Genomic DNA, 26,005 nt, shown 5'->3' with positions numbered 1-26,005 from the left:
TTAGAGGGATCTGTAGACTGCTGTCGCTTCAATTTCCGACACGCATAATGTTACTTTATAACACTTGCATGTATGATCCCTGCTCGCGGCCACCAAGGCCGCGGGTATTCCTCCCGAAGAAGCGATTCAACCGCCCCAATGAACTGCCCCTCAATAAATAGGTACCTTGCGTCCAGCCTCTGCCTGCTGGCCCTGAATCAGCCCGCCCAGGCCGACGAGGCGCCCCTGACGCTGCCCACCGGCACCATCAGCGCACCCGCCATCGACGCGCAGGACATCAGCCTGCAGACCCCGACCAGCGCCGGTTCGCGCCTGGGCCTGAGCGCCCTGGAAACCCCGGCCAGCACCGAGAGCCTGAGCGGCGAGCGCATTCGCCAGCGTGGCGACCGCAGCGTGCAGGACGCGGTGTCGCGCAGCACCGGGATCAGCCGCACTGGCACCCCCGGCGACGGCGGCACTTCGTTGTCGGCCCGTGGCTTTACCGGCCAGGGTTCGGTAATGCAGTTGTATGACGGCAATCGCCTGTACAGCGGCATGGGCACCGTGACATTCCCGGTGGACACCTGGTCGGTGGAACGGGTGGATGTGCTGCGCGGCCCGGCCTCGGTGCTGTATGGCGAAGGCGCCACAGGCGCGGTGGTCAACGTGATTCCGAAGAAACCCTTCACCGGAGAAATCGAAAACCACCTGCGCCTCGGCTACGGTTCCTACGACAGCCAGCAGCAGGCCCTCGACAGCGGCGGTTCGCTGAGCGACACCCTGAGCTATCGCCTGAACCTCAACCGACTGCGCAGCAACGGCTGGATCGATCGCGGCGACAGCGCCAGAGACTTCATCAGCGCGGCGCTGCGCTGGCAGGCCACGGACGACCTGGCGTTCACCCTCGCCCATGACTACGGCGACCAGCAGCCGATGAATTATTTCGGCACCCCGCTGGTCAATGGCCGCTTCCACGAGGGCCTGCGGGACAAGAACTACAACATCGGCAACGACAAGCAGCACTACAACGATCAGTGGACGCGCCTGACCAGCGAGTGGCAGATCTCCGACAGCCTCAGCGCCAGCAACGAGCTGTATTACCTCAAGGCCCAGCGCCGCTGGCAGAACGCCGAAAACTATAACTGGGACACCGCCGGCCAGCAGTTGCTGCGCAGCGGTAACTTCGCCATCAAGCACCAGCAGGAGCAGGTCGGCGATCGCCAGACCTTCACCTTCAAGCACAGCCTGTTCGGCCTCGACAGCCAGACCCTGGCCGGGGTCGATTACAACCGCATCCGCTTCCAGCTCAACAGCAACTCGCCGTTCAAGGATGCGCTGCCGGATGGCCAGCCACTGGATCTGCAACACCCGGACAAGGGGCATTTCGACAGCGCCTCGGCCTATCGCCCGCAGTTCCAGAGCACCACCAAGCAAATGTCGGCCTTCGCCGAAAACCGTACCCAACTGAGTGAGCGCTGGTCGCTGGTGACAGGCATACGCCGCGACTACGTGCAGGTGGATCGCGACAACCTGGTGGACGGCAGCCGGAACGACAAGACCCTGACCGGCAACAACTGGAAGGCCGGCCTGGTGTTCGCCCTGACGCCGGACACTTCGTTCTACGGCCAGTACGCCACCAGCACCGACGGCGTCGGCGGTCTGATTTCCCTGAGCCCGAGCCAGCAGCAATACGATCTGGCCCGCGCCCGGCAGAGCGAGATCGGCCTCAAGCAGATGTTCTGGGACCAGCGCGGCGAGTGGACCCTGGCGGCCTATCACATCGTCAAGAAGAAGCTGCTGACCGACGACCCGGGCAACCCGACGCTCAAGCAGCAAGTCGGCCAGCAGTCGTCCCGCGGCCTGGAAGCCAGCCTCGACCTGCAATTGCCGCATGCCTGGCAACTGCAAGCCAACGCCGCCATCGTCAAGGCCGAGTACGACGACTTCGAAGAACGAGTCGGCAACCAGTTCGTCTCGCGCAGTGGCAATCGCCCGGTGGACGTGCCGCGGCGCACCGCCAACCTGTGGCTGAACAAGGCCGTGACCGATAAGCTGCGAGCCGGCGCCGGGGTGCGTTATGTCGATGCCCGTTACGCCGACCTGGCCAACCGCAACGAGCTGCCCAGCTACACGGTGGTCGATGCGGTGCTGTCGTGGCAGGCCTTGCGCAACACCACCTTCGGTTTGCAATTGAACAATCTGTTCGACCGGCAGTACGCGCAAAGCCAATACAATGAGGGCCAGCAGTGGATCCTCGGCGAACCGCGTTCGTTTTTCGTGACCGCCGATTATCAGTTTTGAGCCGATGGCCCCATCGCGGGCAAGCCTCGCTCCTACAGAGCGGGCGGCGATCCGACTTGCCCGCGACGACGCCTGTCGCATCACCCCGTATTCAAGAGCAACCGCATGACCTCGCTGAACCTCACCAACCTGGCCTGGACGCCCCTGGGCCAGGGCCACTGTCATCACCAGTTCCAACTGCGTGAGGCCAGCCTGCGAGTGGCGCCGGGGGAGTTCGTCGGGCTGATCGGCCCCAACGGCAGCGGCAAGACCAGCCTGCTGCGTTGCAGCTATCGCTTCAGCCGGCCGGACCAGGGCGAAGTCCTGCTCGATCACTACAACGTCTGGAAGCAGACGCCGCGCTGGTGCGCGCAACGCATCGCCGTGGTGTTGCAGGAGTTTCCCGATGCCTTCGGCCTGACCGTCGAAGAAGTGGTCGCCATGGGCCGCACGCCGCACAAGGGCCTGTTCGACGCCGACAGCGCCGCAGACCGCGCCATCGCCCGCCAGGCGCTGGAGTCGGTGGGCCTGCTGGGCTTCGAGGCGCATGCCTTCGCCACCCTGTCCGGCGGGGAAAAGCAGCGGGTGATCCTGGCCCGCGCCCTGGCCCAGCAACCGCAACTGCTGATCCTCGACGAGCCGACCAACCACCTCGACCCGCGCTATCAACTGGAGCTGCTGCAACGGGTCAAGCGCCTGGGCATCGGCACCCTCGCCAGCATCCATGACCTGAACCTCGCCGCCGCTTTCTGCGACCGCCTGTACGTGATCGATCACGGACGCATCGTCGCCAGTGGCACGCCGGCCGAAGTGCTGACCCGCGAACTGCTGCAGCAGGTATTCGGCGTCCAGGCCCTGGTCGACCAACACCCGCTGTCCGGCTACCCACGAATCACCTGGATAACCCAACCATGATCCCGCGCGTCTCACTCAACAGCCTGTTTCGCTCCAGCCTGTGCCTGGCCCTGTCGCTGCTCGCCGGCCAGGCCTGCGCCGAAGCCACCCGTTACCCGCTGACCGTCCACAGCTGCAACCGCGAGGTGACCTTCAAGGAGGCGCCGAAACACGCCCTGAGCCACGACATCAACATGACCCAGATGATGCTCGCCCTCGGCCTCAAGTCGCGCATGGTCGGCTACAGCGGCATCAGCGGCTGGAAGGCGGTGACGCCCGAGATGCGGAGCATCCTCGACGGCCTGCCGGAGCTGGCGGCCAAGTACCCGTCGGTGGAAACCCTGCTCGACGCCAATGTCGACTTCTTCTTCGCCGGCTGGGACTACGGCATGCGCGTCGGCGGCGACCTGACCCCGCAGACCCTGACCCCGCTGGGCATCAATGTGCTGGAGCTGACCGAGTCCTGCGCCTTCGTGATGAAGCGCCCGCCGGCCAGCCTCGACGACACCTACAACGACCTGCGCAACCTGGGGCGGATCTTCGATGTGCAGGACCGCGCCAACCAGTTGATCGCCGACATGCAGCAACAGGTCGCCGCGATCCAGCAGGACCTGCCCACGGAAAAACCGCGGGTGTTCCTCTACGACAGCGGCGAAGACCGCGCCATGACCTCCGGACGCCTGGGCATGCCCCAGGCGTTGATCGACGCCGCCGGCGGGCGCAACATCCTCGACGACGTCGAGGCCAGCTGGACCCGGGTCAACTGGGAAACCGTGGTCGAGCGCAACCCGCAGGTGATAGTGATCGTCGACTACAGCGAAATCAGCGCCGAACAGAAGCAGCAGTTCCTGCTCAACAACAAGGCGCTGCAATCGGTGGACGCGATCCGCAACCAGCGCTTTATCGTGATCCCCTACGTGCAGGCCACGCCGGGCATCGATAACGTCGAAGCGGTGGAAACCCTGGCCAAGGGTTTCCACGGCGCATGATCGATCGTCGTTATGCCTTGTTGCTGACTGCCCTCGGCGCGTTGCTGCTGGCGTCCTGCGTGTTGTCCCTGGGCTTCGGCTCGGCGCGGGTGCCAGTGGACGTGGTCTGGCGCATCCTGCTGCACAAGGCCTTCGGCCTGGGCGAGGTGGACTGGAGCGCCGGGCAGGAACATATCGTCTGGCTGATCCGCGTGCCGCGCATGCTGCTCGGAGCCCTGGTCGGCGCCGGGCTGGCGTTGATCGGCGCGGTGCTGCAAGCGGTGACGCGCAATCCGCTGGCCGACCCGCACCTGCTCGGCGTGACCTCCGGCGCCACCCTGGGCGCGGTGATCGTGGTGCTGCATGTGGGTGAAATCGTCGGCCTGCTGACCCTGCCCATCGCTGCCTTTATCGGCGCCCTGGCGAGCATGCTGCTGGTGCTCGGCATCGCCGCGCGCCATGGCCGGCTCGACAGTGACCGCCTGCTGCTGTGCGGGGTGGCGGTGTCCTTCGTGATGATGGCGGTGGCCAACCTGCTGCTGTTCATGGGCGACCACCGCGCCAGCTCGGCGGTGATGTTCTGGATGCTCGGCGGGCTGGGCCTGGCGCGCTGGGAACTGCTGGCGGTGCCGGCGGCCAGCGTAGTGCTCGGGCTGGTCCTGCTGCTGGGCATGGCGCGGCCGTTGAACGCGCTGATGGCTGGCGAGCAGACCGCCGTGACCCTCGGTTTGAATGCCCGCAACGTGCGGCTGCGGGTGTTCCTGATCGCCTCGCTGATGACCGGGGTACTGGTGTCCATCAGCGGCTCCATCGGCTTCGTCGGGCTGATGGTGCCGCATATCGCCCGGCGTCTTGTCGGTGCCGAGCATCGTCGGCTGTTGCCGGTGTGCGTGCTGCTGGGCAGCGTGTTCCTGGTGTGGGTCGATGTCGCCGCCCGCACCCTGATCGCCCCCGAAGACCTGCCCATAGGCGTGGCCACGGCGGCCATTGGCGGGTTGTTTTTCATCGGCCTGATGCGCCGCCGCTGAAAGGTGTTTGTAGGAGCGAGGCTTGCCCGCGATGGCGATCGTCAGGCCGAAAACGTACTCCTTGAGGACGCTATCGCGGGCAAGCCTCGCTCCTACAGAAAAGCCACACCGGGCTGCCTCCACCCGGCACCAACGAAGCGCATTCGTCCGCACCAAAGACGCCTGATGGCCCCGCATTGGTGCGCCAGCTTTCTCCCCCACTCCGTAAAAGCGACGTTTTCATGCCCTGTGCCGACTAGGCACACCCCTTGCAAAACAGCCCTTCAGTAGTCCGCATCTGCCAACCAAGAAAATTCATAAGTTCATGGAGATCGCACAATGAAGCGTCGCAGCTTGATCAAGGCTTTCACACTCACGGCAAGCATTGCCGCGATGGGCATGACCTGGACCGTCCAGGCCGCCGAGACCATCAAGGTCGGTATCCTGCATTCGCTGTCGGGGACCATGGCGATCTCCGAAACCTCGCTCAAGGACATGGCGCTGATGACCATTGACGAGATCAACGCCAAGGGCGGCGTCAACGGTAAAAAGCTCGAGGCGGTGGTGGTCGACCCGGCGTCGAACTGGCCGCTGTTCGCCGAGAAAGGCCGGCAGCTGCTGACCCAGGACAAGGTCGCCGTGGTGTTCGGCTGCTGGACCTCGGTGTCGCGCAAGTCGGTGCTGCCGGTGTTCGAAGAACTCAACGGCCTGCTGTTCTACCCGGTGCAATACGAAGGCGAAGAGATGTCGCCGAACGTGTTCTACACCGGCGCGGCGCCTAACCAGCAGGCGATCCCGGCGGTGGAATACCTGATGAGCGAAGACGGCGGCAGCGCCAAGCGCTTCTTCCTGCTCGGCACCGACTATGTCTACCCGCGCACCACCAACAAGATCCTGCGCTCCTTCCTGCATTCCAAAGGCGTGGCCGACAAGGACATCGAAGAGGTCTACACCCCGTTCGGCCACAGCGACTACCAAACCATCGTCGCCAACATCAAGAAATTCTCCGCCGGCGGCAAGACCGCGGTCATTTCCACGGTCAACGGCGACTCCAACGTGCCGTTCTACAAGGAACTGGCCAACCAGGGCCTGAAAGCCACCGACGTACCGGTAGTGGCTTTCTCCGTGGGCGAGGAAGAACTGCGCGGCATCGACACCAAGCCGCTGGTAGGCAACCTCGCGGCCTGGAACTACTTCGAGTCCGTGGAGAACCCGGTGAACCAGAAGTTCGTCGCCGACTGGAAAGCCTACGCCAAGGCCAAGAAGCTGCCGGGCGCGGATAAAGCCGTGACCAACGACCCGATGGAAGCCACCTACGTCGGCATCCACATGTGGGCCCAGGCGGTGGAGAAAGCCAAGTCCACCGACGTCGACAAGGTCCGCGAAGCCCTGGCCGGCCAGACCTTCGCCGCGCCGTCGGGCTACACCCTGACCATGGACAAGACCAACCACCACCTGCACAAGCCGGTGATGATCGGCGAGATCCAGCCGGACGGTCAGTTCAGCGTGGTCTGGCAGACCGAAGGCCCGATCCGCGCCCAACCATGGAGCCCGTTCATTCCGGGCAACGACAAGAAGCCGGATTACGCGGTGAAGAGCAACTGATCGCCGCATCCATCCTTCTGTAGGAGCGAGGCTTGCCCGCGATAGCGGTGTACCTGATGGGCCGCCATCGCGAGCAAGCTTCGCTCCTACAGGGTTCTCTGTCGCACTCAAGGACGTCACCATGTCCCTTTTTCGCCTGCTTCTGGCCTGCCTCCTGTTGTTGCCGATCGCCGTCCACGCAGGAGACGCCGAAGACTTCGTCGCGGCCAATCCCACGCAACAGGCCAGGCTCCTGGAAAGCTGGGCCGCGCAGCCCGACCCGGCGCGCCTCGAACTGCTCGGCGCCTTGCAGCAAGGCCAGCTGACCGTCGATGGGCAAGCCAAGACCTTGCGCCTGAACAATCGCCTGCGGGGTCTGATCGACACCGCCATGGCCAGCCATCAACTGCTCGCCGCCGACGCCAGCATCCGTCTGGCCGCCGCGCAGCAGTTGCAGAAAAGCGCCAAGCCGGCGCAGTTGAAATTCCTCGATGCCAGCCTGGCCGCCGAACAGGACCAGGCCGTGCACGACGCCCTGAGCCTGGCCCTGGCCAACCTGCAACTGGTGGACAGCGACCCGGCCGTGCGCCTGGCCGCGGTACGCCTGCTGGGTGAAACCGGCGACCCGCTGGCCCGCACCCGCCTCGAAGGCCTGCTCGAACCCGGTGTGGAAGCCGATGCAGGGGTACGCACCGCCGCCGAAACCAGCCTGGCCCAGGTCAAGCGCAAGCTGCTGGTGGGCGAAGTGCTGGGCCAGGCCTTCAGCGGCATGTCCCTGGGCTCGATCCTGCTGCTGGCGGCCCTGGGCCTGGCGATCACCTTCGGCCTGCTCGGGGTGATCAACATGGCCCACGGCGAGATGCTGATGCTCGGCGCCTACTCCACCTACATGGTGCAGTTGCTGTTCCAGCGCTACGCCCCGCAGGCCATCGAGTTCTACCCGCTGATCGCGCTGCCGGTGGCGTTCTTCGTCACCGCCGGCATCGGCATGGCCCTGGAACGCACGGTGATCCGCCATCTCTACGGCCGGCCCCTGGAAACCCTGCTCGCCACCTGGGGCATCAGCCTGATGCTGATCCAACTGGTGCGCCTGGTGTTCGGCGCGCAGAACGTCGAGGTGTCGAACCCGGCCTGGCTGTCCGGCGGGATCCAGGTGCTGCCCAACCTGGTGCTGCCCTACAACCGCATCGTGATCATCGCCTTCGCGTTGTTTGTCGTCGTACTCACCTGGCTGCTGCTGAACAAGACCCGCCTGGGCCTGAACGTGCGTGCGGTCACCCAGAACCGCAACATGGCCGCCTGCTGCGGCGTACCGACAGGACGGGTCGACATGCTCGCCTTCGGCCTCGGCTCCGGCATCGCCGGACTCGGTGGCGTGGCCCTGAGCCAGATCGGCAACGTCGGCCCGGACCTGGGCCAGAGCTACATCATCGACTCGTTCCTGGTGGTGGTGCTCGGCGGCGTCGGCCAGCTGGCCGGTAGCGTGTTCGCCGCGTTCGGCCTGGGGATAGCCAACAAGATTCTCGAACCGCAGATCGGCGCCGTGCTCGGCAAGATCCTGATCCTCGCGCTGATCATTCTGTTTATCCAGAAACGTCCGCAAGGCCTCTTCGCACTCAAGGGACGGGTGATCGACTAAGCGGGGCATGCTCACGCCCATTGACGACCGCGCCGCTGCCTCGCTGGTGGCGGCACCGAGAAGGAAGATGAAGATGTTTGCCAACAGCCATATCGAAACAGGCCTCGCCACCATCGAGGCAACGACCCTGCGGGGTGCGACTGTCGACGCGCCATGCCGCGTTGCGGGTCTTGCCGAGGGAACAACCATCACCTGCGCCCCGCGCCTTGCCTGGCACGCCGACAGCCTGCACCGCGGTGCGTCCCTGGACGCGAGCACGCCCCGATGAATCAACCATTGCTCATTACCGCCAGCCAGAAAGCCGGCCCCAAGGTTTCCGTCGCCGTCGGCGCACTGATCCTGGTGGTGCTGCTGGCCCTGCCGCTGCTCTCGCTGCTGGCGCCGGACAACCCGCTGCATGTCTCGGCCTACACCCTGACCCTGGTGGGCAAGATCCTCTGCTACGCCATAGTCGCCCTGGCCCTGGACCTGGTCTGGGGTTATGCCGGGCTGCTGTCCCTAGGCCATGGCCTGTTCTTCGCCCTCGGCGGCTACGCCATGGGCATGTACCTGATGCGCCAGGCCGCGGGGGACAGCCTGCCGGCGTTCATGACCTTCCTCTCGTGGAGCGAACTGCCCTGGTACTGGAGCGGCACCGGCAGCTTCCTCTGGGCGATGTGCCTGGTGGTCCTGGCGCCAGGCTTGCTGGCATTGGTGTTCGGTTTCTTCGCCTTCCGTTCGCGGATCAAGGGCGTGTATTTCTCGATCATGACCCAGGCCCTGACCTTCGCCGGCATGCTCCTGTTCTTTCGCAACGAGACCGGCTTTGGCGGCAACAACGGCTTCACCAACTTCCGCACCATCCTCGGCTTCGGCATCACCGAGCCGGGCACCCGCGCGGTGCTGTTCCTGGCCACCGTGCTGTTGCTGGTGGCCAGCCTGTACATCGGCTGGCGCCTGGCCCGGAGCAAGTTCGGCCGGGTGCTGACCGCGCTGCGCGATGCGGAAAACCGCCTGATGTTCTGCGGCTACGACCCACGCGGCTTCAAGCTGTTCGTCTGGGTGCTGAGCGCGGTGCTCTGCGGCCTGGCCGGCGCCTTGTATGTGCCGCAGGTGGGCATCATCAACCCCAGCGAAATGTCGCCGACCAACTCCATCGAGGCCGCCGTGTGGGTCGCCCTGGGCGGTCGCGGCACGCTGATCGGCCCGCTGCTCGGCGCCGGCGTGGTCAACGGCATGAAGAGCTGGTTCACCGTGGCCTTCCCGGAATACTGGCTGTTCTTCCTTGGCGCGCTGTTTATCGTCGTGACCCTGTACCTGCCCAAGGGCGTGATCGGTTTGCTGAAGAAAAGGGGCGAATCATGAGAATCACACCGACGGCCGACTTCATGCTTGAGCCCATCCTCGAACCCAACAAGGACGCCGGTAGCAGCCGCGACGCCATCGGCCTCGGCCAGGCCGCCGGCAAGGGCCTGAACACCCGCCACGGCACCATCCTGACCCTGGAAGACATCAGCGTCAGCTTCGACGGTTTCAAGGCGCTCAACGACCTCAACCTGTACATCGGCGTCAGCGAGCTGCGCTGCATCATCGGCCCCAACGGTGCGGGCAAGACCACCCTGATGGACGTGATCACCGGCAAGACCCGGCCCACCCAGGGCAAGGCCTGGTTCGGCGAAACCCTGGACCTGACGCAGATGAGCGAGGTGCAGATCGCCCAGGCCGGGATCGGCCGCAAGTTCCAGAAGCCCACGGTGTTCGAAGCCCTGAGCGTGTTCGAAAACCTGGAGCTGGCACAGAAGACCGACAAGTCGGTGTGGGCCAGCCTGCGGGCGAAACTCTCCGGCGAGCAGAAAGACCGGATCGACGAAGTGCTGGAAACCATTCGCCTGACGGCGTCAGTGGAGCGCCAGGCCGGCCTGCTGTCCCACGGCCAGAAGCAGTTCCTGGAAATCGGCATGCTGCTGATGCAGGACCCGCAACTGCTGCTGCTCGACGAGCCGGTGGCGGGCATGACCGACGCCGAGACCGAGTTCACCGCCGAGCTGTTCAAGCGCCTGGCGGGCAAGCATTCGCTGATGGTGGTGGAGCACGACATGGGCTTCGTCGGCTCGATCGCCGACCACGTCACCGTGCTGCACCAGGGCAGCGTGCTGGCCGAAGGGTCGCTGGAACAGGTGCAGGAAAACGAACGGGTGATCGAGGTGTATCTCGGCCGCTGATCCCACGAACGCCACATGATCCTGTAGCCGCTGCCGCAGGCTGCGATAGGCCGGGGTCGCGCTCGACCCGCAGGACCTTCCGAGGCCCCCAAGAGCACGTCCTCTTCGAGGCTGATCGCAGCCTTCGGCAGCGGCTACAGTAATCGGCGCAAGCCAGAAGGAACCCGACATGCTGCAAGTCGACAAGCTGCACCAGTACTACGGCGGTAGCCACATCCTGCGGGGCCTGAGCTTCGAGGCGAAGGTCGGCGAAGTCACCTGCCTGCTCGGGCGCAACGGGGTGGGCAAGACCACCCTGCTCAAATGCCTGATGGGCCTGCTGCCGGCCAGGGAAGGCGCGGTGAACTGGGAAGGCAAGCCCATCACCGCCTACAAGCCCCATCAGCGGGTGCATGCCGGCATCGCCTACGTGCCCCAGGGCCGGGAGATCTTCGGCCGTCTGACCGTGGAAGAAAACCTGCTGATGGGCCTGTCGCGTTTCCCCGGCTCCGAAGCCAAGGAAGTGCCGGCCTTCATCTACGAGCTGTTCCCGGTGCTGCTGCAAATGAAACAGCGGCGCGGCGGCGACCTGTCCGGCGGCCAGCAACAACAATTGGCCATCGGCCGGGCCCTGGCCAGTCGGCCACGGCTGCTGATCCTCGACGAGCCCACCGAGGGCATCCAACCGTCGGTGATCAAGGAAATCGGCGCGGTGATCAAGAAACTCGCGGCACGCGGCGACATGGCGATCCTCCTGGTGGAACAGTTCTACGACTTCGCAGCCGAACTGGCCGATCAGTACCTGGTGATGTCCCGGGGCGAAATCGTCCAGCAGGGCCGCGGTGAAAATATGGAAGCCGAGGGTGTACGAGGACTGGTTACGATCTAACCTGTAGCGTCCGGACACTAAGCACGAATCATGAATCTGCCTGCCCACACCGCCCTGTTCACCCCCAGCTGGCATGCCGAGCTGGAACTCGGTTACGCCCGCTTTGGCGACAGCACGCGCCCGGTGCAGCGCCGGCACAAGGGCCCGCTGCGGGTGCAGAAGCATCTGTACGCCGAAGGCCCCGAAGTCTGCCAGCACATCATCGTCCATCCGCCCGGCGGGATTGCCGGCGGCGACCGCCTGCAGATCCGCGCCAGCGTCGACCGCGATGCCTGGGCGCAACTGACCAGCCCCGGCGCCGCCAAGTGGTATCGCGCCGCCGGGCCGGCCTATCAGACCCTGGAACTGAACGTTGCCGCCGGCGCTACCCTGGAATGGCTGCCCCAGGAAACCATCGTGTTCAGCGCCGCCCAGGCCGAGTTGAGCACCCGCATCGAGCTGCAAGGCGATGCCCGGCTGTTCTACTGGGACCTGGTGGCCCTCGGCCGTCCCGCCAGCGACGAACGTTTCGACCTCGGGCATTTCCAGTCGCACCTGGACATCCGCCGCGACGGCCAGTTGCTCTGGCATGAACGCCAGCGCATTGTCGGCGGCGACGGCTTGCTCGACTCACCGATCGGCCTGGACGGCCAGCCGGTCTTCGCCACCTTGCTGGTTACCGGGGAGATCGACAGCCAGTTGCTGGAGCGCTGCCGTGCGTTGCCTCATGCCGTGCGCGGCGACCTGACGCAACTGCCCGGCCTGCTGGTGGCCCGCTGCCTGGCCAGCGAAGCGCTGCTGGCCCGCGCCTGGCTGATCGACCTGTGGCGCCTGTTGCGCCCCGCCCTGCTGGGCCGCGAGGCGCTGCCACCGAGGATCTGGAGCACATGACACAGCTACCCGTAGGAGCGAGGCTTGCCCGCAACCCAGGCGCCGCAACGTTGCCGGCACACCGCGTTATCGTTCATCGCGGGCAAGTCTCGCTCCTACCAATGTTTTTCAAACTGCCCAACGACGGATTTTGAACGATGGACCTGACCCCACGCGAAAAAGACAAACTGCTGATCTTCACCGCCGGCCTGGTGGCCGAACGGCGCCTGGCCCGGGGTGTGAAGCTCAACTATCCGGAAGCCATGGCCTACATTTCCGCGGCGCTGCTCGAAGGCGCCCGCGACGGCCAGACCGTGGCCGAGCTGATGCACTACGGCACCACCCTGCTGAGCCGCGAACAGGTGATGGAAGGTATCCCGGAGATGATTCCGGAAATCCAGGTGGAAGCGACCTTCCCCGACGGCACCAAGCTGGTCACCGTCCATCAACCGATCGCCTGAGGCTGCGCCATGACGTATTCCATCCGCGATGCCGTGCATGCCGACCTGCCGGCGATCCGCGACATCTATAACGACGCCGTACTCAACACCACGGCGATCTGGAACGAGCAAGCCGTGGACCTGGGCAATCGCCAGGCCTGGTTCAGCGCCCGCCAGGCCCAGGGTTATCCGGTGCTGGTGGCGGTCGACGCCGACGACAGCGTGCTCGGTTATGCCTCGTTCGGCGACTGGCGGCCCTTCGACGGTTTCCGCCATACCGTCGAGCACTCGGTCTATGTGCGCAACGACCAGCGCGGCAACGGCCTCGGCCCGCGCCTGATGCAAGCGCTGATCGAACGCGCCAGAACCTGCGACAAACACGTGATGGTCGCGGCCATCGAAAGCGGCAACGCCGCCTCGATCCGTCTGCACGAACGCCTGGGTTTCGTCACCACCGGACAGATGCCGCAAGTGGGCACCAAGTTCGGGCGCTGGCTGGACCTGACGTTCATGCAGCTGACCCTCGATCCGGGGGCGCTACCGCCCACTATCCACAAGGAGTGATACCCGATGAACGCCGCCCAACTGCGTCGAGTCCATGCGGAGAGCTTTGCCCACTATCGCCAGGGGTTGATTGATCTGTTGTTCGACGCCGTGGGCCACGGCGCCTCGGTGGGTTTCATGGCCGACCTCGACGAGGAACAGGCCCGCGCCTACGTCAACGGCGTCCAGGCCAGCGTGACCGATGGCAGCCTGCTGCTGTGGGTGGTGGTGCAGGACGAGCGGGTCCTGGCCAGCGTGCAACTGGCGCTGTGCCAGAAGCCCAACGGCCTCAATCGCGCCGAGGTGCAGAAACTGCAGGTGCGCCACGACGCCCGCCGCCGTGGCCTGGGTCAGCAGTTGATGCATGCCGTGGAACAGGAGGCGCGCCAGCACAAGCGCGGCCTGCTGTACCTGGACACCGAAGCCGGCTCGGACGCCGAAGCCTTCTACGGCGCCCTCGGCTACACCCGCGTCGGCGAACTGCCGAACTACTGCCAAAGCCCGGACGGCACCTACACCCCGACCGCCATTTACTTCAAGACTCTGGGGCAACCCGTATGATTCCAGGCCAATACCAGATCCAGCCCGGCGACATCGAACTCAACGCCGGCCGCCGCACCCTCAGCCTGAGCGTCGCCAACAGCGGCGACCGGCCGATCCAGGTGGGCTCGCACTATCACTTTTTCGAAACCAACGACGCCCTGACTTTCGACCGCGCCGCCAGCCGAGGCATGCGCCTGAATATCCCGGCCGGCACCGCCGTGCGCTTCGAGCCGGGGCAGACCCGCGAGGTGGAACTGGTGGACCTGGCCGGGCATCGCCGGGTGTTCGGTTTTGCCGGGCGGGTCATGGGCGACCTTTAAGGTGCATTGCCTGTTCTGACGCCATCGCGGGCAAGCCTCGCTCCTACAGGGGAACGCGATCGAATGTAGGAGCGAGGCTTGCCCGCGAATAGCGAGCTACGCGAACGGTCTCAAATCCAATTGAATCCCAAGGCAAGCACATGAAGATTTCAAGACAAGCCTACGCCGACATGTTCGGCCCCACCGTCGGTGACAAGGTGCGCCTGGCCGACACCGAGCTGTGGATCGAAGTCGAGAAGGACTTCACCACCTACGGCGAAGAAGTGAAGTTCGGCGGCGGCAAGGTGATCCGCGACGGCATGGGCCAGGGCCAACTGCTGGCGGCCGAGGTGGTCGACACCCTGATCACCAACGCGCTGATCATTGATCACTGGGGCATCGTCAAGGCCGACGTCGGCCTGAAGGACGGGCGCATCGCCGCCATCGGCAAGGCCGGCAACCCGGACATCCAGCCCGACGTGACCATCGCCGTCGGCGCCAGCACCGAAGTGATCGCCGGCGAAGGCATGATCCTCACCGCCGGCGGCATCGACACCCATATCCACTTCATCTGCCCGCAGCAGATCGAAGAGGCGCTGATGAGCGGCGTCACCACCATGATCGGCGGCGGCACCGGGCCGGCCACCGGCACCAACGCCACCACCTGTACCTCGGGGCCCTGGCACATGGCGCGCATGCTCCAGGCGGCGGACTCGTTCCCGATGAACATCGGCTTCACCGGCAAGGGCAACGCCAGCCTGCCGGAGCCCTTGATCGAACAGGTCAAGGCCGGGGCCATCGGCCTCAAGCTCCACGAAGACTGGGGCACCACCCCGGCCAGCATCGACAACTGCCTGAGCGTCGCCGACCAGTACGACGTGCAGGTGGCGATCCACACCGACACCCTCAACGAGTCGGGCTTCGTCGAAACCACCCTCGGCGCGTTCAAGGGCCGCACCATCCACACCTACCACACCGAAGGCGCCGGCGGCGGCCACGCCCCGGACATCATCAAGGCCTGCGGCTTCCCCAACGTGCTGCCAAGCTCGACCAACCCGACCCGGCCGTTCACCCGCAACACCATCGACGAACACCTGGACATGTTGATGGTCTGCCACCACCTCGACCCGAGCATCGCCGAGGACGTGGCCTTCGCCGAAAGCCGCATCCGCCGCGAGACCATCGCCGCCGAGGACATCCTCCACGACCTGGGCGCCTTCTCGATGATCAGCTCCGACAGCCAGGCCATGGGCCGGGTCGGCGAGGTCATCACCCGCACCTGGCAGACCGCCGACAAGATGCACCACCAGCGCGGCCCACTGCCGGGCGACGGCGCCGGCAACAGCAACTTCCGGGTCAAGCGCTACATCGCCAAATACACCATCAACCCAGCGATCACCCACGGCATCAGCCATGAAGTGGGCTCCATCGAAATCGGCAAATGGGCCGACCTGGTGCTCTGGCGTCCGGCGTTCTTCGGGGTCAAGCCAACGCTGATCCTCAAGGGCGGGGCCATCGCCGCCAGCCTGATGGGCGACGCCAACGCCTCGATCCCGACCCCGCAGCCAGTGCATTACCGGCCGATGTTCGCCAGCTACGGCGGCAGCCGGCACGCCACCAGCCTGACCTTTATCAGCCAGGCCGCGCTGGAGGCCGGGGTGCCGCAGCAACTGGGGCTGAAAAAGCAGATCGCGGTGGTCAAGGGTTGCCGCGATGTGCAAAAGACCGACCTGATCCACAACGACTACCTGCCGGATATCGAGGTCGATCCGCAGACCTATCAGGTCAAGGCCGACGGTGTGCTGCTGTGGTGCGAGCCGGCGGACGTGTTGCCGATGGCGCAGCGCTACTTCCTGTTCTAGAAACCTGGGTCCAACGGGCGCCCCTCCGGGCCGCCCAACGGTCAGCAAAGCCGGACGGCTTACCCTGTTGAGTGGCTGAATCGAGACTAAAATTCAACAGGCCGTCCTCACTCTTGCTGCCTGACAAGGTTCCCGGCCATGCGTCTCTCCGATTTCATCGTGCAACAGGTTGATCGCATCGTTGATGAGTGGGAGCAATTCGCCCGGTCCATCGCCCCCGAAACCGACTCCCTGACCCGCCTGCAATTGCGCGACCACGCCAAGTCCATCCTGCTGGCCGCCGCTCGCGACATGCGTACCGCCCAGACCGCCAGCGAACAGGCGGCCAAGGCCAGGGGCGAAGGCCCGGAGAAAACCCCAAGCCTCGACGAGGCCGCCGCCAGCCATGGCGAGTTGCGGCACAACGTCGGCTTCGACCTGGTGCAGATGACCTCGGAATTCCGCCACTTGCGTGCTTGTGTGATCCGCCTCTGGGTCGCCAGCCTGGAGTCGCCGGAGCTGGCCTATTTCCAGGACATGGTCCGTTTCAACGAAGCCATCGACGAGGCGCAAGCCGAGTCCACCGCGGCCTATGCCGAACAGGTCAACCGCTCGCGGGATATCTTCCTGGCGATTCTCGGCCACGACCTGCGAACCCCCTTGCAGGCGGTGAGCATGTCCACCGAGATGCTGACGCGCAAAGTCGCCCTGGACGCTGATGCACTGACCTACGTGTCGCGGATCAAGAGCAGCTCCCGGCACATGGCGGCGATGGTCGGCGACCTGCTGGAATTCGTCCGCTGCCGCCTGGGCAGCAGCTTGCCCATCGAGCCGGCGCCCATGGACCTGGCCAGTGCCGCCAAGGCGGCCATGGACGAAGCCTGCGCCGGCCAGCCGGACTGCACGCCGGCGCTGAACTTCCATGGCGACAGCCATGGCATCTGGGATCGCGGGCGCATCGAGCAGATGCTGCAGAACCTGATCGGCAATGCCCTGCAGCACGGCAGCGGCAACCGCACCGTGACCCTCACCCTCACCGGCAGCGCCGAGCAGGTGCTGCTGACCATCCACAACTACGGTCAACCGATTCCCAAGGAAGCCCTGCCCACCCTCTTCGACCCGCTGGTGCGCAACGCTGGCGAAGAGCTCGGCGGCCCCTCCACCAGCCTCGGTCTGGGCCTGTTCATCGTCAAGGAAGTGGTCAGCGCCCACCAGGGCAGCATCGAGGTCAGCTCCAACGAGAGCGATGGCACCACCTTCAGCGTGACCCTGCCGCGGGTATCGCGCGCCGAACCGTTGTAGATACAGAAGCCCCTGTAGCCGCTGCCGAGCTCGCGAGGCTGCGCTCGACCGCGAAGCGGTCGTGAACCGGGCACTGCTTTCCTTCAGGTAAACCGCTTATGCAGGTTTTGCGAGGACTCCGTCCTCGAACGCAGCCTCGCAGGCTCGGCAGCGGCTACAAACACACACCTGTAGGAGCGAAGCTTGCTCGCGATGAAGGATAACGCGGAGGGTCTGCAGAAACGCGGTGTCCCTATCGCGGGCAATCGAGCGTCGACCGACCGCTCCTACAGAACAATGGATCATTCAACCAGCAGGCGCCCCAGGCGCTGCTTGAGCATCTGGTTTTCCGTGCGCAACTCGCGCACTTCGTCGAGCAGTTCCAGCGCCAGGGCGACGCCTTCCCACTCCAGTTCCAGATCGCGCCGCAACTTGGCGGCGCGCTTGGCCACCGCCAGTTCATAGTCGGTGAAACGCCAGTCGCGGGGTGCCGAGCCATGGGGATCGAGGATCCCGTGCTCGACGATTTCCATCACATAGGCGGCCGGCAGATCGGCCACCTCGCAAAACTCTTCCATATCCAGCTGAACGATCAGGGTGCTCATGGTTAGCGACTCCTTGTTTCAGATCAGAATGGGTTGCGGATCAGAAATGCTCCCGCGGGTTGAAGGCAGCCTTCTTCGCCAGCTCCTGCCACAACGCCTTGACGTCGTCGCCGGAAGCCTTGGGCATGACTGCCTTGAGCTGCACGAACAGATAACCGCGATGCCCGGCCTTGTTCAGCAGGCCATGGCCCTTGGCGCGCATGCGCTGGCCGTTCTGGCTGCCGGCCGGCACCTTGAGGTTGATCTTGCCGGTCAGGGTCGGCACCGCGACCTCGGTCCCCAGCGCCAGCTCCCAAGGGGCCAGCGGCAAGGTGATGATCAGGTTCTCGCCCTCGATATCGAACTTCGGATGGGGCGCGAAACGAATGGTCAGGTACAGGTCGCCATTGGCCCCGCCACCGGCACCCGGCGCGCCCTGGCCCTTGAGGCGAATCCGCTCGCCGTCGCTGACGCCGGCCGGGATCTTCACGTTCAGGCTCTTGCTGGTGTTGCTGACGTGCTGACCCGCAGCGTTGTACTGCGGCACCTTGAAGCTGACCTTCTTCGACTCGGCCGACAGGGTCTCTTCCAGGAAGATCGGTAATTCCATTTCCACGTCTTGCCCTCGGCGCCCGGCGCTACGCGATTGTCCACCGCCGAAACCCGGCCCGCGGTTGCCGAAGATCGAACTGAAGAAGTCCGAAAAGTCCCCGCCATCGCCGAACCCGCCGGTATCCGCGCGTCCCTTCCAGCCCGGTGGGCCCTGGAACGGCTGGCCGTGCTGGCCATAACGCCGCAGGTCGTCGTATTCGGCCCGCTTGTCCGCGCTTTTCAGCGCTTCATAGGCTTCCGACGCGTCCTTGAATTTGGCTTCGGCGTCTTTTTCCTTGCTGACATCGGGGTGGTATTTGCGCGCCAGCTTGCGATAGGCGGCCTTGATCGCCTTGTCGTCCGCCGTCGGCTCCACTCCGAGAATCTTGTAATAGTCTTTGAAGTCCATCTAAGGATCACCATCCGTTATCAATGTGGCGCGGCGTGACGTACAGCATGCACGCTTGAACAGCGCCAAGGCTGATCGGTCTCGATACTGTGACTCACGCGGCGCAGCAGAAGTTTATCGGCAGCTGGCGGCGGTTCTTGCGACCGCCCGATGGCTGCCCGGCCCATGCCTGCAAGTTTGGGGGTGAAGAATAGTCTTTCAAGGCTTGCGGGTTTCGATTTAGCGGATAGTCGGCCTTCGATTCTGCGAACGACTGGCATACACTGCGCGGCCGTTTTTTCTAACCGGAACTCGAAAGACATGAAAAACGCATCTGCGGCCCGTGCCTGCGGTATCGACTTCGGCACGTCCAACTCCACTGTCGGCTGGCTGCGCCCCGGCATGGAAACGCTGATTGCGCTGGAAGACGACAAGATCACCCTGCCGTCGGTGGTCTTCTTCAACATCGAAGAACGCCGTCCGGTGTATGGCCGCCTGGCGCTGCACGAGTACCTGGAAGGCTACGAAGGCCGGCTGATGCGCTCGCTGAAGAGCCTGCTGGGTTCCAAGCTGATCAAGCACGACACCAGCGTGCTGGGCACGGCGATGCCGTTCAAGGACCTGCTGGGCCTGTTCATCGGCCAGCTCAAGAGCCGCGCCGAAGCCGCCGCAGGGCGGGAGTTCGAGGAAGTGGTGCTGGGCCGCCCGGTGTTTTTCGTCGATGACGACGCCGCCGCCGACCAGGAGGCCCAGGACACCCTGGTGGAAGTGGCGCGCAAGCTGGGCTTCAAGGAAGTCTCCTTCCAGTACGAGCCGATCGCCGCGGCCTTCGACTACGAGTCGACCATCGAGCGTGAAGAGCTGGTGCTGATCGTCGACATCGGCGGTGGTACCTCCGACTTCTCCCTGGTGCGCCTGTCGCCCGAGCGCCGTGGCCTGGACAACCGCCACGAGGACATCCTCGCCACCGGCGGCGTGCACATCGGCGGGACCGACTTCGACAAGCAGTTGAGCCTGCAGGGCCTCATGCCGCTGTTCGGCTACGGCAGCCGGATGAAGAGCGGTGCCTACATGCCCACCAGCACCCACATGAACCTGGCGACCTGGCACACCATCAACTCGGTGTACTCGCAGAAGTCCCAGCTGGCCCTGGGCAGCATGCGCTACGACATCGAAGACACCGGCGGCATCGACCGCCTGTTCAAGCTGATCGAGCAGCGCGCCGGGCACTGGCTGGCAATGGAAGTGGAAGAGACCAAGATCCAGCTGACCCACGCCGACAACCGCCTGGTGCCCCTGGACCGCATCGAGGCCGGCCTGAGCGTGGACCTGAGCCGGGCGCTGTTCGAGTCGTCCATCGACAGCCTGCTGGAGCGCATCCGCGGCAGCGTCACGCAGTTGCTGGGTGATGCCAATGTCGGCGTCGGCCAGGTCGATACGGTGTTCTTCACCGGCGGTTCCAGCGGCATCCCAGCCCTGCGCCAGAGCGTCTCGGACATGCTGCCCAACGCACGCCACGTCGAAGGCAACATCTTCGGCAGCATCGGCAGCGGCCTGGCGATCGAAGCGAAGAAACGCTACGGCTGATCAAGGATCGGGGCGCGCCCATCGCGGGCAAGCCTCGCTCCTACAGAGACTGCGAGCGCTTTGTCTTCTGTAGGAGCGAGGCTTGCCCGCGATAGCGTCAGATCGGTCCCACGCAGCTCAAACCAACCCCGCCAGCTTCAACTCACTCTTCAGGTAGGCGTAATAGATCGGCCCGGCCACCACCCCCGGCAGGCCGAACGCCGCCTCGAACACCAGCATCGCCAACAGCAGTTCCCAGGACTTGGCACTGATCTGCCCGCCGACGATCCGCGCGTTGAGGAAGTATTCCAGCTTGTGGATAAAGATCAGGTAGCCCAGCGCCGCCGCGGCCACCCAGATCGACAGCGACATGCCGACGATGGTGATCAGGGTGTTGGAGATCAGGTTGCCGATCACCGGCAACAGCCCCAAGAGGAAGGTCAGCACGATCAGGGTCTTGGTCAGCGGCAGCTTGACGCCGAACATCGGCAGGACCAGCGCGAGGAAGATCCCGGTGAAGAAGGTGTTGAGCAGGGAAATCTTGATCTGCGCGAACACAATGTTGCGAAAGGCCTGGACCAGCAGGTGCAGGCGGTCGAACAGCGCGGCCGCCAGCGGCTTGCGCTTGGTCAGGTCGGGCACGCGCTGCAAGGCGATGATCGCCCCCAGCACCATACCGATCAGCAAGGTCACGAACATGTGCGCCGCGTCCTTGCCCACCAGTTGCAGCTCGCTCAGGTGCTTGCTGGCCCAGGCGCCGATGGCCACCTGGAACTCCGCCGCGCTGGCCGGCAGATAGGAGTCGAGGAACGGCGGCAGCTGGCCGCGCGCCTTGTCGACCACCGTCATGAATTTGTCCAGGGAAGCCCCCGGGTTCTCCGCTTCGTGCAGCAGGAAGCTGATGGCGCCGGCGAACAGCAGGGTCAGCACGCTGACCACCAGGGTGCCGAGCAGGGCCACCGCCAACCAGCGCGCCCGCCGACCTTCGATCAGCCGTTGCAGTTGCGGGGTCAGCATGTTGACCAGTTCGAACACCAGCAGGCCCGCCAGCAGGCTCGGTAATAGCCGCAACGGGATTATCAGCAGCAGGCCGCCGAAGATGATCACCCAACTGAACAACAACAGATGACGCTGAGAAAACGTTGGCATACAGCCTCAAACAAACAGCGTGAAAGGATTGGCAGTCTGCCAGCGTTGCACTGACGATGCGAGGCCGACAGGCGCGGGTTTGCTGGCGATCAACGATACAGAGTGTGTCAGGCAAACCGCCGCGACCGGATCGTGAACAAGCTCGCGCCTGAGTGGGAGAAGGTGATTACTTCTTCAGGCACGTGCTCATGAAGGCCTTGCGCTCATCACCCTTGAGGGCCTTGGTGGTGGCGTCGGCGTTGCAGGTCTTCATCTTTTCCTGTTGCGTGGCTGGGGCGGCGGCCGCGGCCGGGGCGGCTTTTTTCAGGCAGGTGCTCATGAAAGCCTTGCGCTCGTCCCCCTTGAGGGCCTTGGTGGTGGCTTCGGCATTGCAGGACTTCATTTTTTCCTGCTGGGCCTGTTGGGCGGCGGTGGCGGCAAATCCTTGAGAGCAGAGCAGCAGACCGACCATCAACAAAGGGATACGCAGCATCTTCATGGAGTTTTCTCCTTGTTACCGCACCGACGGGCGCGGCCTCCAGCGCAGTGTAGACAAACCCTGTTACAGGTTCACCTGTTCTGTAGGCTGGTGCGCCGGTACTGCTCGGGGGTGCAACCGGCCTGGCGCTGAAACATCGCGATAAATGCCGAAGCGCTGCTATAGCCCATGTCGAACGCCACCTCCTGGACACTGCGCGCACTATCCAGCGCTTCGATGGACGCCAGGAAGCGCAGGCGCTGGCGCCACTCGCCGAAACTCATGCCCAGTTCGCGCACGAATTGCCGGGCCAGGGTGCGTTCGCTGACATGGATCTGCCGCGCCCAATCGGCCAGCGCGCGGTTATCCCCCGGGGCGGCCTGCAACGCCTCCAGCACACCAAGCAAGGACGGGCTGCTGGCATAAGGCAGGTAACCGTCATGCACCGGGGCCTGTTGCAACTGGTCGAGCATCACCTGGGCCAGGCGGCTGTCCGCCTCCTGCTCGGGGATCTGCACGTCGCGCGCGGCGAAGTCCTTGAGGATCGCCTTGAGAATATCGCTGATGGCCAGGGTGCAGGCCTGCTGCGGCAGCACCCGGCACAGCTCCGGGGCCAGGCACACGGCGCGGTACACGATCGGCTGCGGGCTGTAGAAGCTGTGCTCGGTGCCCGGCGGAATCCAGATGGCGTACTGCGGCGGCGACATAAAGCGCTGGCCGGCGATCTCCATGTGCATCACGCCATGGGCCGAATATTCCAGGCAACCCCAGGGGTGGCGATGTTCCAGCGCATGGCTGTGGGCATCGAAATCGGCATAACGAAAGTACACCGGGGCCGGCAGACCGCTGAAGGGCAGCAGGTCGATGTGTTTTTTGCTCATGCTGTCCGGATTCAGGGGCGGGTTGTCTGGATCGAAGTATAGGCCTGGATCCAGACAGAGGGATAATCACCCTTCATCAACGTTCTGGTTGTCCTCATGCAATACGCTTATCCGTTACTGGCCGTCTTTATCTGGGCCGGCAATACCGTCATCAACAAGCTGGCGGTCGGGGCGATCTTCCCCGCGGAGATCGGCTTCTATCGCTGGCTGCTGGCCGGTCTGTTGTTCACGCCCTTCATGCTCAAGGCGGTGGTCGCCCAGTGGGCGGTGATCCGTCCGAACCTGGGCAAGATCTTCATCCTCGGCGTGCTGGGCATGGCGGTGTATCAGAGCCTGGCCTACTTCGCCGCGACACTGACCTCGGCCACCAACATGGGCATCATCCTCTCGCTGATGCCGCTGATGTCGCTGGCCATGGCGATCGCCAGCCTCGGCCAGCGCCTGACGGCCGGCGCCCTGGTCGGTGCGGTGCTGTCGTTTGCCGGGGTGCTGGTGGTGGTGTCGTCCGGCAGCCTGGCCGCTCTGCTGGAACACGGGGTGAACCTGGGTGACGCGATGATGCTGATCGCCACCCTGGCCTATGCGATCTACAGCACCCTGCTGAAAAAATGGCAGCTGCGCCTGCCGCCACTGGTGCTGTTGTACCTGCAGGTGCTGGTGGCTGTGGTGGTGCTGTTTCCGCTGTTTTTGGCCTCGCCGAAAACCGGCCTGACCCTGCACAACATTCCCCTGGTGCTCTATGCCTGCCTGCTGGCCTCGATGCTCGCGCCGCTGGCCTGGATGCAGGCGGTGGTGCGCCTGGGGCCGAGCCGCACCACGCTGTTCTTCAACCTGCTGCCGCTGATCACCGCGCTGATTGCCGCAGTGGTGCTGCATGAACAGCTGGCGCTGTATCACTTGGTGGGTGGGGTGCTGACCCTGGGCGGGGTGATTCTGTCGGAACGCTGGACCACAGTGCTGGGACGCAAGGCCAGCGTCGTCTGACGGATCGTCATCTCAAGACCTCTCTGGCTATACCCCCGCCGCTTTCAACCGCTGCGCATGCTCGACGAACAGCCGGATCGGCTCGGCGCCCCGGCCCACCAACCCCAGCGACTGGTTGACGATATCGAAGTGGTCCAGGGGGTAATCGTCGCCAATCACCGTGCCCAGGTGCGAGCTGTAGCGGCCGACCATGCCATCGCACTGCCCGGCCTCGCGGACAAAGGTCCTGGCGAACAGCCGGCAGCTGCGGTTGGTGCCGTCGAACAGGTTGCGCCCGCGATTGGTCTTGCCCGGCTGCAAGGTGCCGGACCAGGAGTAGTAACGCACCCCGTTGACCTCTTCCGGCCCCTGCCCGCCCCAGGTCTCCGGCAGGCCCTGGGGGTACTGGCGGTTGAACAGCGCCACGCCCTCGCTGGTCAGCGAACGGTGCGAGGCATGGATATCCGCCGGCAGCTTCGGCCCGCGATAGCCGGTGTCCAGCCAGCTCATCAGCACGGCAATCATTTGCAGGATAAAACTCAGCACGCGCCCGCGCAGGGTGTCGATGGAATGGTGGCGCTCGATGTAGTCGGCCAGCTCCGAGCCATGGTTGGGCCCGGCCACCGAGGTCACCGAGGCCACCCACTCCGGCCGTTTGGCCGCGGCGTAGCGGGCGGTGAGCGCCCCCTGACTGTGGCCGATCAGGTTGACCTTGTCGGCGCCGGTTTCACGGCGGATCTCCTCGATCCGCGCCAGCAACTGCTCGCCGCGCACCTCGGTGCTATGCAGCGGCGAAACCTGCACGGCAATCACCGTGGCCCCGCCGCGGCGCAACGCCGACTCGATGCCGAACCAGTAGGAGTACAGCACCAGCCGGATAAACCCCAGCATGCCGGGGACCAGGACCAGCGGGTAACGCGTGGCAAGCTCTTGGGACATGGGAACATCCTTGTGATCGGACTGGTATCAGGGACAGCGGCGCCCAAGGCTGGATGCGGGACAACAGCCAAGAGCATCGACAGCCAAGATGACAGCTTCGCGACCACTGTATGACATTCCCCCAAGGCTAACGCGAGCAAGCTCGCTACAGGGGATTGGCAATAAATAGATCGCCCCGGGTCTGTAGGAGCGAAGCTTGCTCGCGATAGCTCCGGTTCAGGCAATGGATTTCCTCCAGTAAAACCGAAGCGGGTTTGGGGCTGCTACGCCGCCCATCGCGAGCAAGCTTCGCTCCTACAAGGGATAGGCTATTTCAACCCCACCACCCCGGCCACGATCAGCCCCACCGACACCAGCTTGACCAGCGTCAGGCTCTCCCCCAGCAAGGCAAAACCGAGGAACACCGTGCCCAGGGAGCCGATGGCGGTCCAGATCGGGTAGGCGATGCTCACCGGCAACTCACGCATCGCCAGGGTCAGGAAGTAGATGCCGCCCAGCGCGGCCACCACCGTCAGCAGCGACGGCCATAACCGGGTGAAACCCTCGGCGTACTTCATGCCCATGGCGAAGGTGACTTCGAAGGCAGCGGCGATCAGCAAGAACAGCCAGGCCATATCGCCTCCTCAGAAGGTCCGCGCCAGCGCCAGCAAGCGTTGCTCGGCTTCGGCGCAGGACACCTGGAACGTGCGCTCGGCCGATTCCTCGCCTTCCGCCGCGACCACCGTGACGTCGTCGATGCCGATAAAACCCAGCGCGGTGCGCAGCCATGGGTCGGCATGGTTCATGGCCTCCAGCTCGCCGCCCGGGCCAAAGCCGAAGCCGCCGCGGCTGGTGACGATCAGCGCTTTCTTGCCCCGCACCAGCGGCTCGTACTGGGCGATGCCGTTGTCCTGGACGGTATTGAAGGTCAGGCCCAGGCGCACGATCTGGTCGACCCAGGCCTTGAGGCCGCTGGGCACGCTGAAGTTGTACATCGGCGCCGAAATCACCAGCAGCTCATGCTCCAGCAACTCGGTCACCAGCTCGTCGCTCAAGGCCAGGTCGGCCTGCATCGACAGGGGCCGCGCCTGGGGTTCGGGATAAAACGCCGCGGCGACGAAGGCCTCGCTGACATGGGGCAGCGAGGCCCGGCCGACTTCCCGACGGGTCAGCTGGCCCTGGGGATGGGCCTCGAGCCAGGCCTGGAGAAAGCCTTCCGTCAGCCGCCGCGAATGGGAGCGTTCGCCACGGGGGCTGCCATGTACTGCTAGAATTCTGCTCATCTGTCATTC

General features: G+C 64.7%; 27 protein-coding genes. 19 read left to right on the top strand and 8 right to left on the bottom strand.

What is annotated here, in order from left to right; genetic code table 11:
- Positions 1–153 precede the first annotated feature (153 nt).
- The 17 genes from C4K38_RS03250 to C4K38_RS03170 all read left to right on the top strand — a co-directional run bounded on the left by C4K38_RS03250 (position 154) and on the right by C4K38_RS03170 (position 17,237).
- Positions 154–2,280: a TonB-dependent receptor gene (locus C4K38_RS03250; RefSeq protein WP_053277324.1), complete on the top strand. Its 2,127-nt coding sequence runs from the start codon at positions 154–156 to the stop codon at positions 2,278–2,280.
- Positions 2,281–2,385: 105 nt separating this feature from the next.
- Positions 2,386–3,174, top strand: a complete 789-nt coding sequence (locus C4K38_RS03245; protein ID WP_053277255.1) for an ABC transporter ATP-binding protein — start codon at positions 2,386–2,388, stop codon at positions 3,172–3,174.
- Positions 3,171–4,142, top strand: a complete 972-nt coding sequence (locus tag C4K38_RS03240) for an ABC transporter substrate-binding protein (RefSeq protein ID WP_053277254.1) — start codon at positions 3,171–3,173, stop codon at positions 4,140–4,142. Before C4K38_RS03245 ends, C4K38_RS03240 begins: the two co-directional genes overlap by 4 nt.
- Entirely contained in the window at positions 4,139–5,149 is a 1,011-nt protein-coding gene (locus tag C4K38_RS03235; protein ID WP_053277253.1) for a FecCD family ABC transporter permease, read from the top strand. Before C4K38_RS03240 ends, C4K38_RS03235 begins: the two co-directional genes overlap by 4 nt.
- A gap of 318 nt (positions 5,150–5,467) precedes the next feature.
- A complete protein-coding gene (gene urtA / locus C4K38_RS03230; protein WP_053277252.1) occupies positions 5,468–6,733 on the top strand; it encodes an urea ABC transporter substrate-binding protein in 1,266 nt (421 codons plus the stop codon).
- Between the two features lie 121 nt (positions 6,734–6,854).
- Positions 6,855–8,351 carry an urea ABC transporter permease subunit UrtB gene (urtB, locus tag C4K38_RS03225; RefSeq protein ID WP_053277251.1) on the top strand — a complete coding sequence of 499 codons (1,497 nt, stop codon included), beginning with the start codon at positions 6,855–6,857 and terminating at the stop codon, positions 8,349–8,351.
- Between the two features lie 7 nt (positions 8,352–8,358).
- Positions 8,359–8,619, top strand: coding sequence for a hypothetical protein (locus tag C4K38_RS03220; protein ID WP_053277250.1), 261 nt, complete (start codon positions 8,359–8,361; stop codon positions 8,617–8,619).
- Positions 8,616–9,695 (top strand): urea ABC transporter permease subunit UrtC, encoded by a 1,080-nt coding sequence (urtC, locus tag C4K38_RS03215; RefSeq protein WP_053277249.1) that lies wholly within the window; start codon positions 8,616–8,618, stop codon positions 9,693–9,695. The genes C4K38_RS03220 and urtC overlap by 4 nt, the downstream gene beginning before the upstream one ends.
- Positions 9,692–10,552 carry an urea ABC transporter ATP-binding protein UrtD gene (gene urtD / locus C4K38_RS03210; protein WP_053277248.1) on the top strand — a complete coding sequence of 287 codons (861 nt, stop codon included), beginning with the start codon at positions 9,692–9,694 and terminating at the stop codon, positions 10,550–10,552. Before urtC ends, urtD begins: the two co-directional genes overlap by 4 nt.
- A gap of 169 nt (positions 10,553–10,721) precedes the next feature.
- Entirely contained in the window at positions 10,722–11,420 is a 699-nt protein-coding gene (gene urtE, locus C4K38_RS03205) for an urea ABC transporter ATP-binding subunit UrtE (protein WP_053277247.1), read from the top strand.
- Between the two features lie 30 nt (positions 11,421–11,450).
- Positions 11,451–12,290, top strand: coding sequence for an urease accessory protein UreD (locus C4K38_RS03200; protein WP_053277246.1), 840 nt, complete (start codon positions 11,451–11,453; stop codon positions 12,288–12,290).
- 137 nt (positions 12,291–12,427) lie between these two features.
- A complete protein-coding gene (gene ureA, locus C4K38_RS03195; protein ID WP_007937143.1) occupies positions 12,428–12,730 on the top strand; it encodes an urease subunit gamma in 303 nt (100 codons plus the stop codon).
- Between the two features lie 9 nt (positions 12,731–12,739).
- Positions 12,740–13,273, top strand: coding sequence for a GNAT family N-acetyltransferase (locus C4K38_RS03190; RefSeq protein WP_009046742.1), 534 nt, complete (start codon positions 12,740–12,742; stop codon positions 13,271–13,273).
- 6 nt (positions 13,274–13,279) lie between these two features.
- Entirely contained in the window at positions 13,280–13,813 is a 534-nt protein-coding gene (locus C4K38_RS03185) for a GNAT family N-acetyltransferase (RefSeq protein WP_053277245.1), read from the top strand.
- Positions 13,810–14,115, top strand: coding sequence for an urease subunit beta (locus C4K38_RS03180; protein ID WP_009046740.1), 306 nt, complete (start codon positions 13,810–13,812; stop codon positions 14,113–14,115). Before C4K38_RS03185 ends, C4K38_RS03180 begins: the two co-directional genes overlap by 4 nt.
- Before the next feature lie 140 nt (positions 14,116–14,255).
- Positions 14,256–15,956, top strand: coding sequence for an urease subunit alpha (gene ureC / locus C4K38_RS03175; protein ID WP_053277244.1), 1,701 nt, complete (start codon positions 14,256–14,258; stop codon positions 15,954–15,956).
- A gap of 138 nt (positions 15,957–16,094) precedes the next feature.
- On the top strand, positions 16,095–17,237 hold the full coding sequence (locus C4K38_RS03170; RefSeq protein WP_053277243.1) for a sensor histidine kinase: 1,143 nt from the start codon (positions 16,095–16,097) through the stop codon (positions 17,235–17,237).
- 281 nt (positions 17,238–17,518) lie between these two features.
- Here the strand turns inward: C4K38_RS03170 and C4K38_RS03165 are convergent, their stop codons facing one another.
- Together C4K38_RS03165 and C4K38_RS03160 are read right to left on the bottom strand one after the other, a co-directional pair.
- Positions 17,519–17,821, bottom strand: coding sequence for a chaperone modulator CbpM (locus tag C4K38_RS03165; protein ID WP_053277242.1), 303 nt, complete (start codon positions 17,819–17,821; stop codon positions 17,519–17,521).
- Positions 17,822–17,861: 40 nt separating this feature from the next.
- Positions 17,862–18,800 (bottom strand): DnaJ C-terminal domain-containing protein, encoded by a 939-nt coding sequence (locus tag C4K38_RS03160; protein WP_025808014.1) that lies wholly within the window; start codon positions 18,798–18,800, stop codon positions 17,862–17,864.
- Between the two features lie 300 nt (positions 18,801–19,100).
- Here C4K38_RS03160 and C4K38_RS03155 point away from each other — a divergent pair, with 300 nt between their 5' ends.
- A complete protein-coding gene (locus C4K38_RS03155; RefSeq protein ID WP_053277241.1) occupies positions 19,101–20,366 on the top strand; it encodes an Hsp70 family protein in 1,266 nt (421 codons plus the stop codon).
- Positions 20,367–20,483: 117 nt separating this feature from the next.
- Here C4K38_RS03155 and C4K38_RS03150 read toward each other — a convergent pair whose 3' ends face one another.
- The 3 genes from C4K38_RS03150 to C4K38_RS03140 form a co-directional block, all read right to left on the bottom strand.
- A complete protein-coding gene (locus C4K38_RS03150) occupies positions 20,484–21,494 on the bottom strand; it encodes an AI-2E family transporter (protein WP_053277240.1) in 1,011 nt (336 codons plus the stop codon).
- Between the two features lie 166 nt (positions 21,495–21,660).
- Positions 21,661–21,972 carry a PsiF family protein gene (locus C4K38_RS03145; RefSeq protein WP_053277239.1) on the bottom strand — a complete coding sequence of 104 codons (312 nt, stop codon included), beginning with the start codon at positions 21,970–21,972 and terminating at the stop codon, positions 21,661–21,663.
- A gap of 71 nt (positions 21,973–22,043) precedes the next feature.
- Positions 22,044–22,832 carry an AraC family transcriptional regulator gene (locus C4K38_RS03140; RefSeq protein WP_053277238.1) on the bottom strand — a complete coding sequence of 263 codons (789 nt, stop codon included), beginning with the start codon at positions 22,830–22,832 and terminating at the stop codon, positions 22,044–22,046.
- Between the two features lie 96 nt (positions 22,833–22,928).
- Here C4K38_RS03140 and C4K38_RS03135 point away from each other — a divergent pair, with 96 nt between their 5' ends.
- A complete protein-coding gene (locus C4K38_RS03135) occupies positions 22,929–23,816 on the top strand; it encodes a DMT family transporter (RefSeq protein WP_053277237.1) in 888 nt (295 codons plus the stop codon).
- A gap of 27 nt (positions 23,817–23,843) precedes the next feature.
- Here the strand turns inward: C4K38_RS03135 and C4K38_RS03130 are convergent, their stop codons facing one another.
- The 3 genes from C4K38_RS03130 to C4K38_RS03120 form a co-directional block, all read right to left on the bottom strand.
- Positions 23,844–24,734 (bottom strand): esterase/lipase family protein, encoded by an 891-nt coding sequence (locus C4K38_RS03130; RefSeq protein ID WP_053277236.1) that lies wholly within the window; start codon positions 24,732–24,734, stop codon positions 23,844–23,846.
- A gap of 308 nt (positions 24,735–25,042) precedes the next feature.
- Positions 25,043–25,348, bottom strand: coding sequence for a DMT family transporter (locus C4K38_RS03125; protein ID WP_009046729.1), 306 nt, complete (start codon positions 25,346–25,348; stop codon positions 25,043–25,045).
- A gap of 9 nt (positions 25,349–25,357) precedes the next feature.
- The gene (locus C4K38_RS03120) at positions 25,358–25,996 is read right to left on the bottom strand and encodes an FMN-dependent NADH-azoreductase (RefSeq protein WP_053277235.1); all 639 of its coding nucleotides are present in this window, start codon (positions 25,994–25,996) and stop codon (positions 25,358–25,360) included.
- Between the last annotated feature and the right edge of the window lie 9 nt (positions 25,997–26,005).

The organism is Pseudomonas chlororaphis subsp. piscium (genome assembly GCF_003850345.1).
GTDB lineage: Bacteria > Pseudomonadota > Gammaproteobacteria > Pseudomonadales > Pseudomonadaceae > Aquipseudomonas > Aquipseudomonas piscium.
Note: the sequence above shows the minus strand (reverse complement) of the source record. Positions and strands in the feature narration are given on the sequence as shown.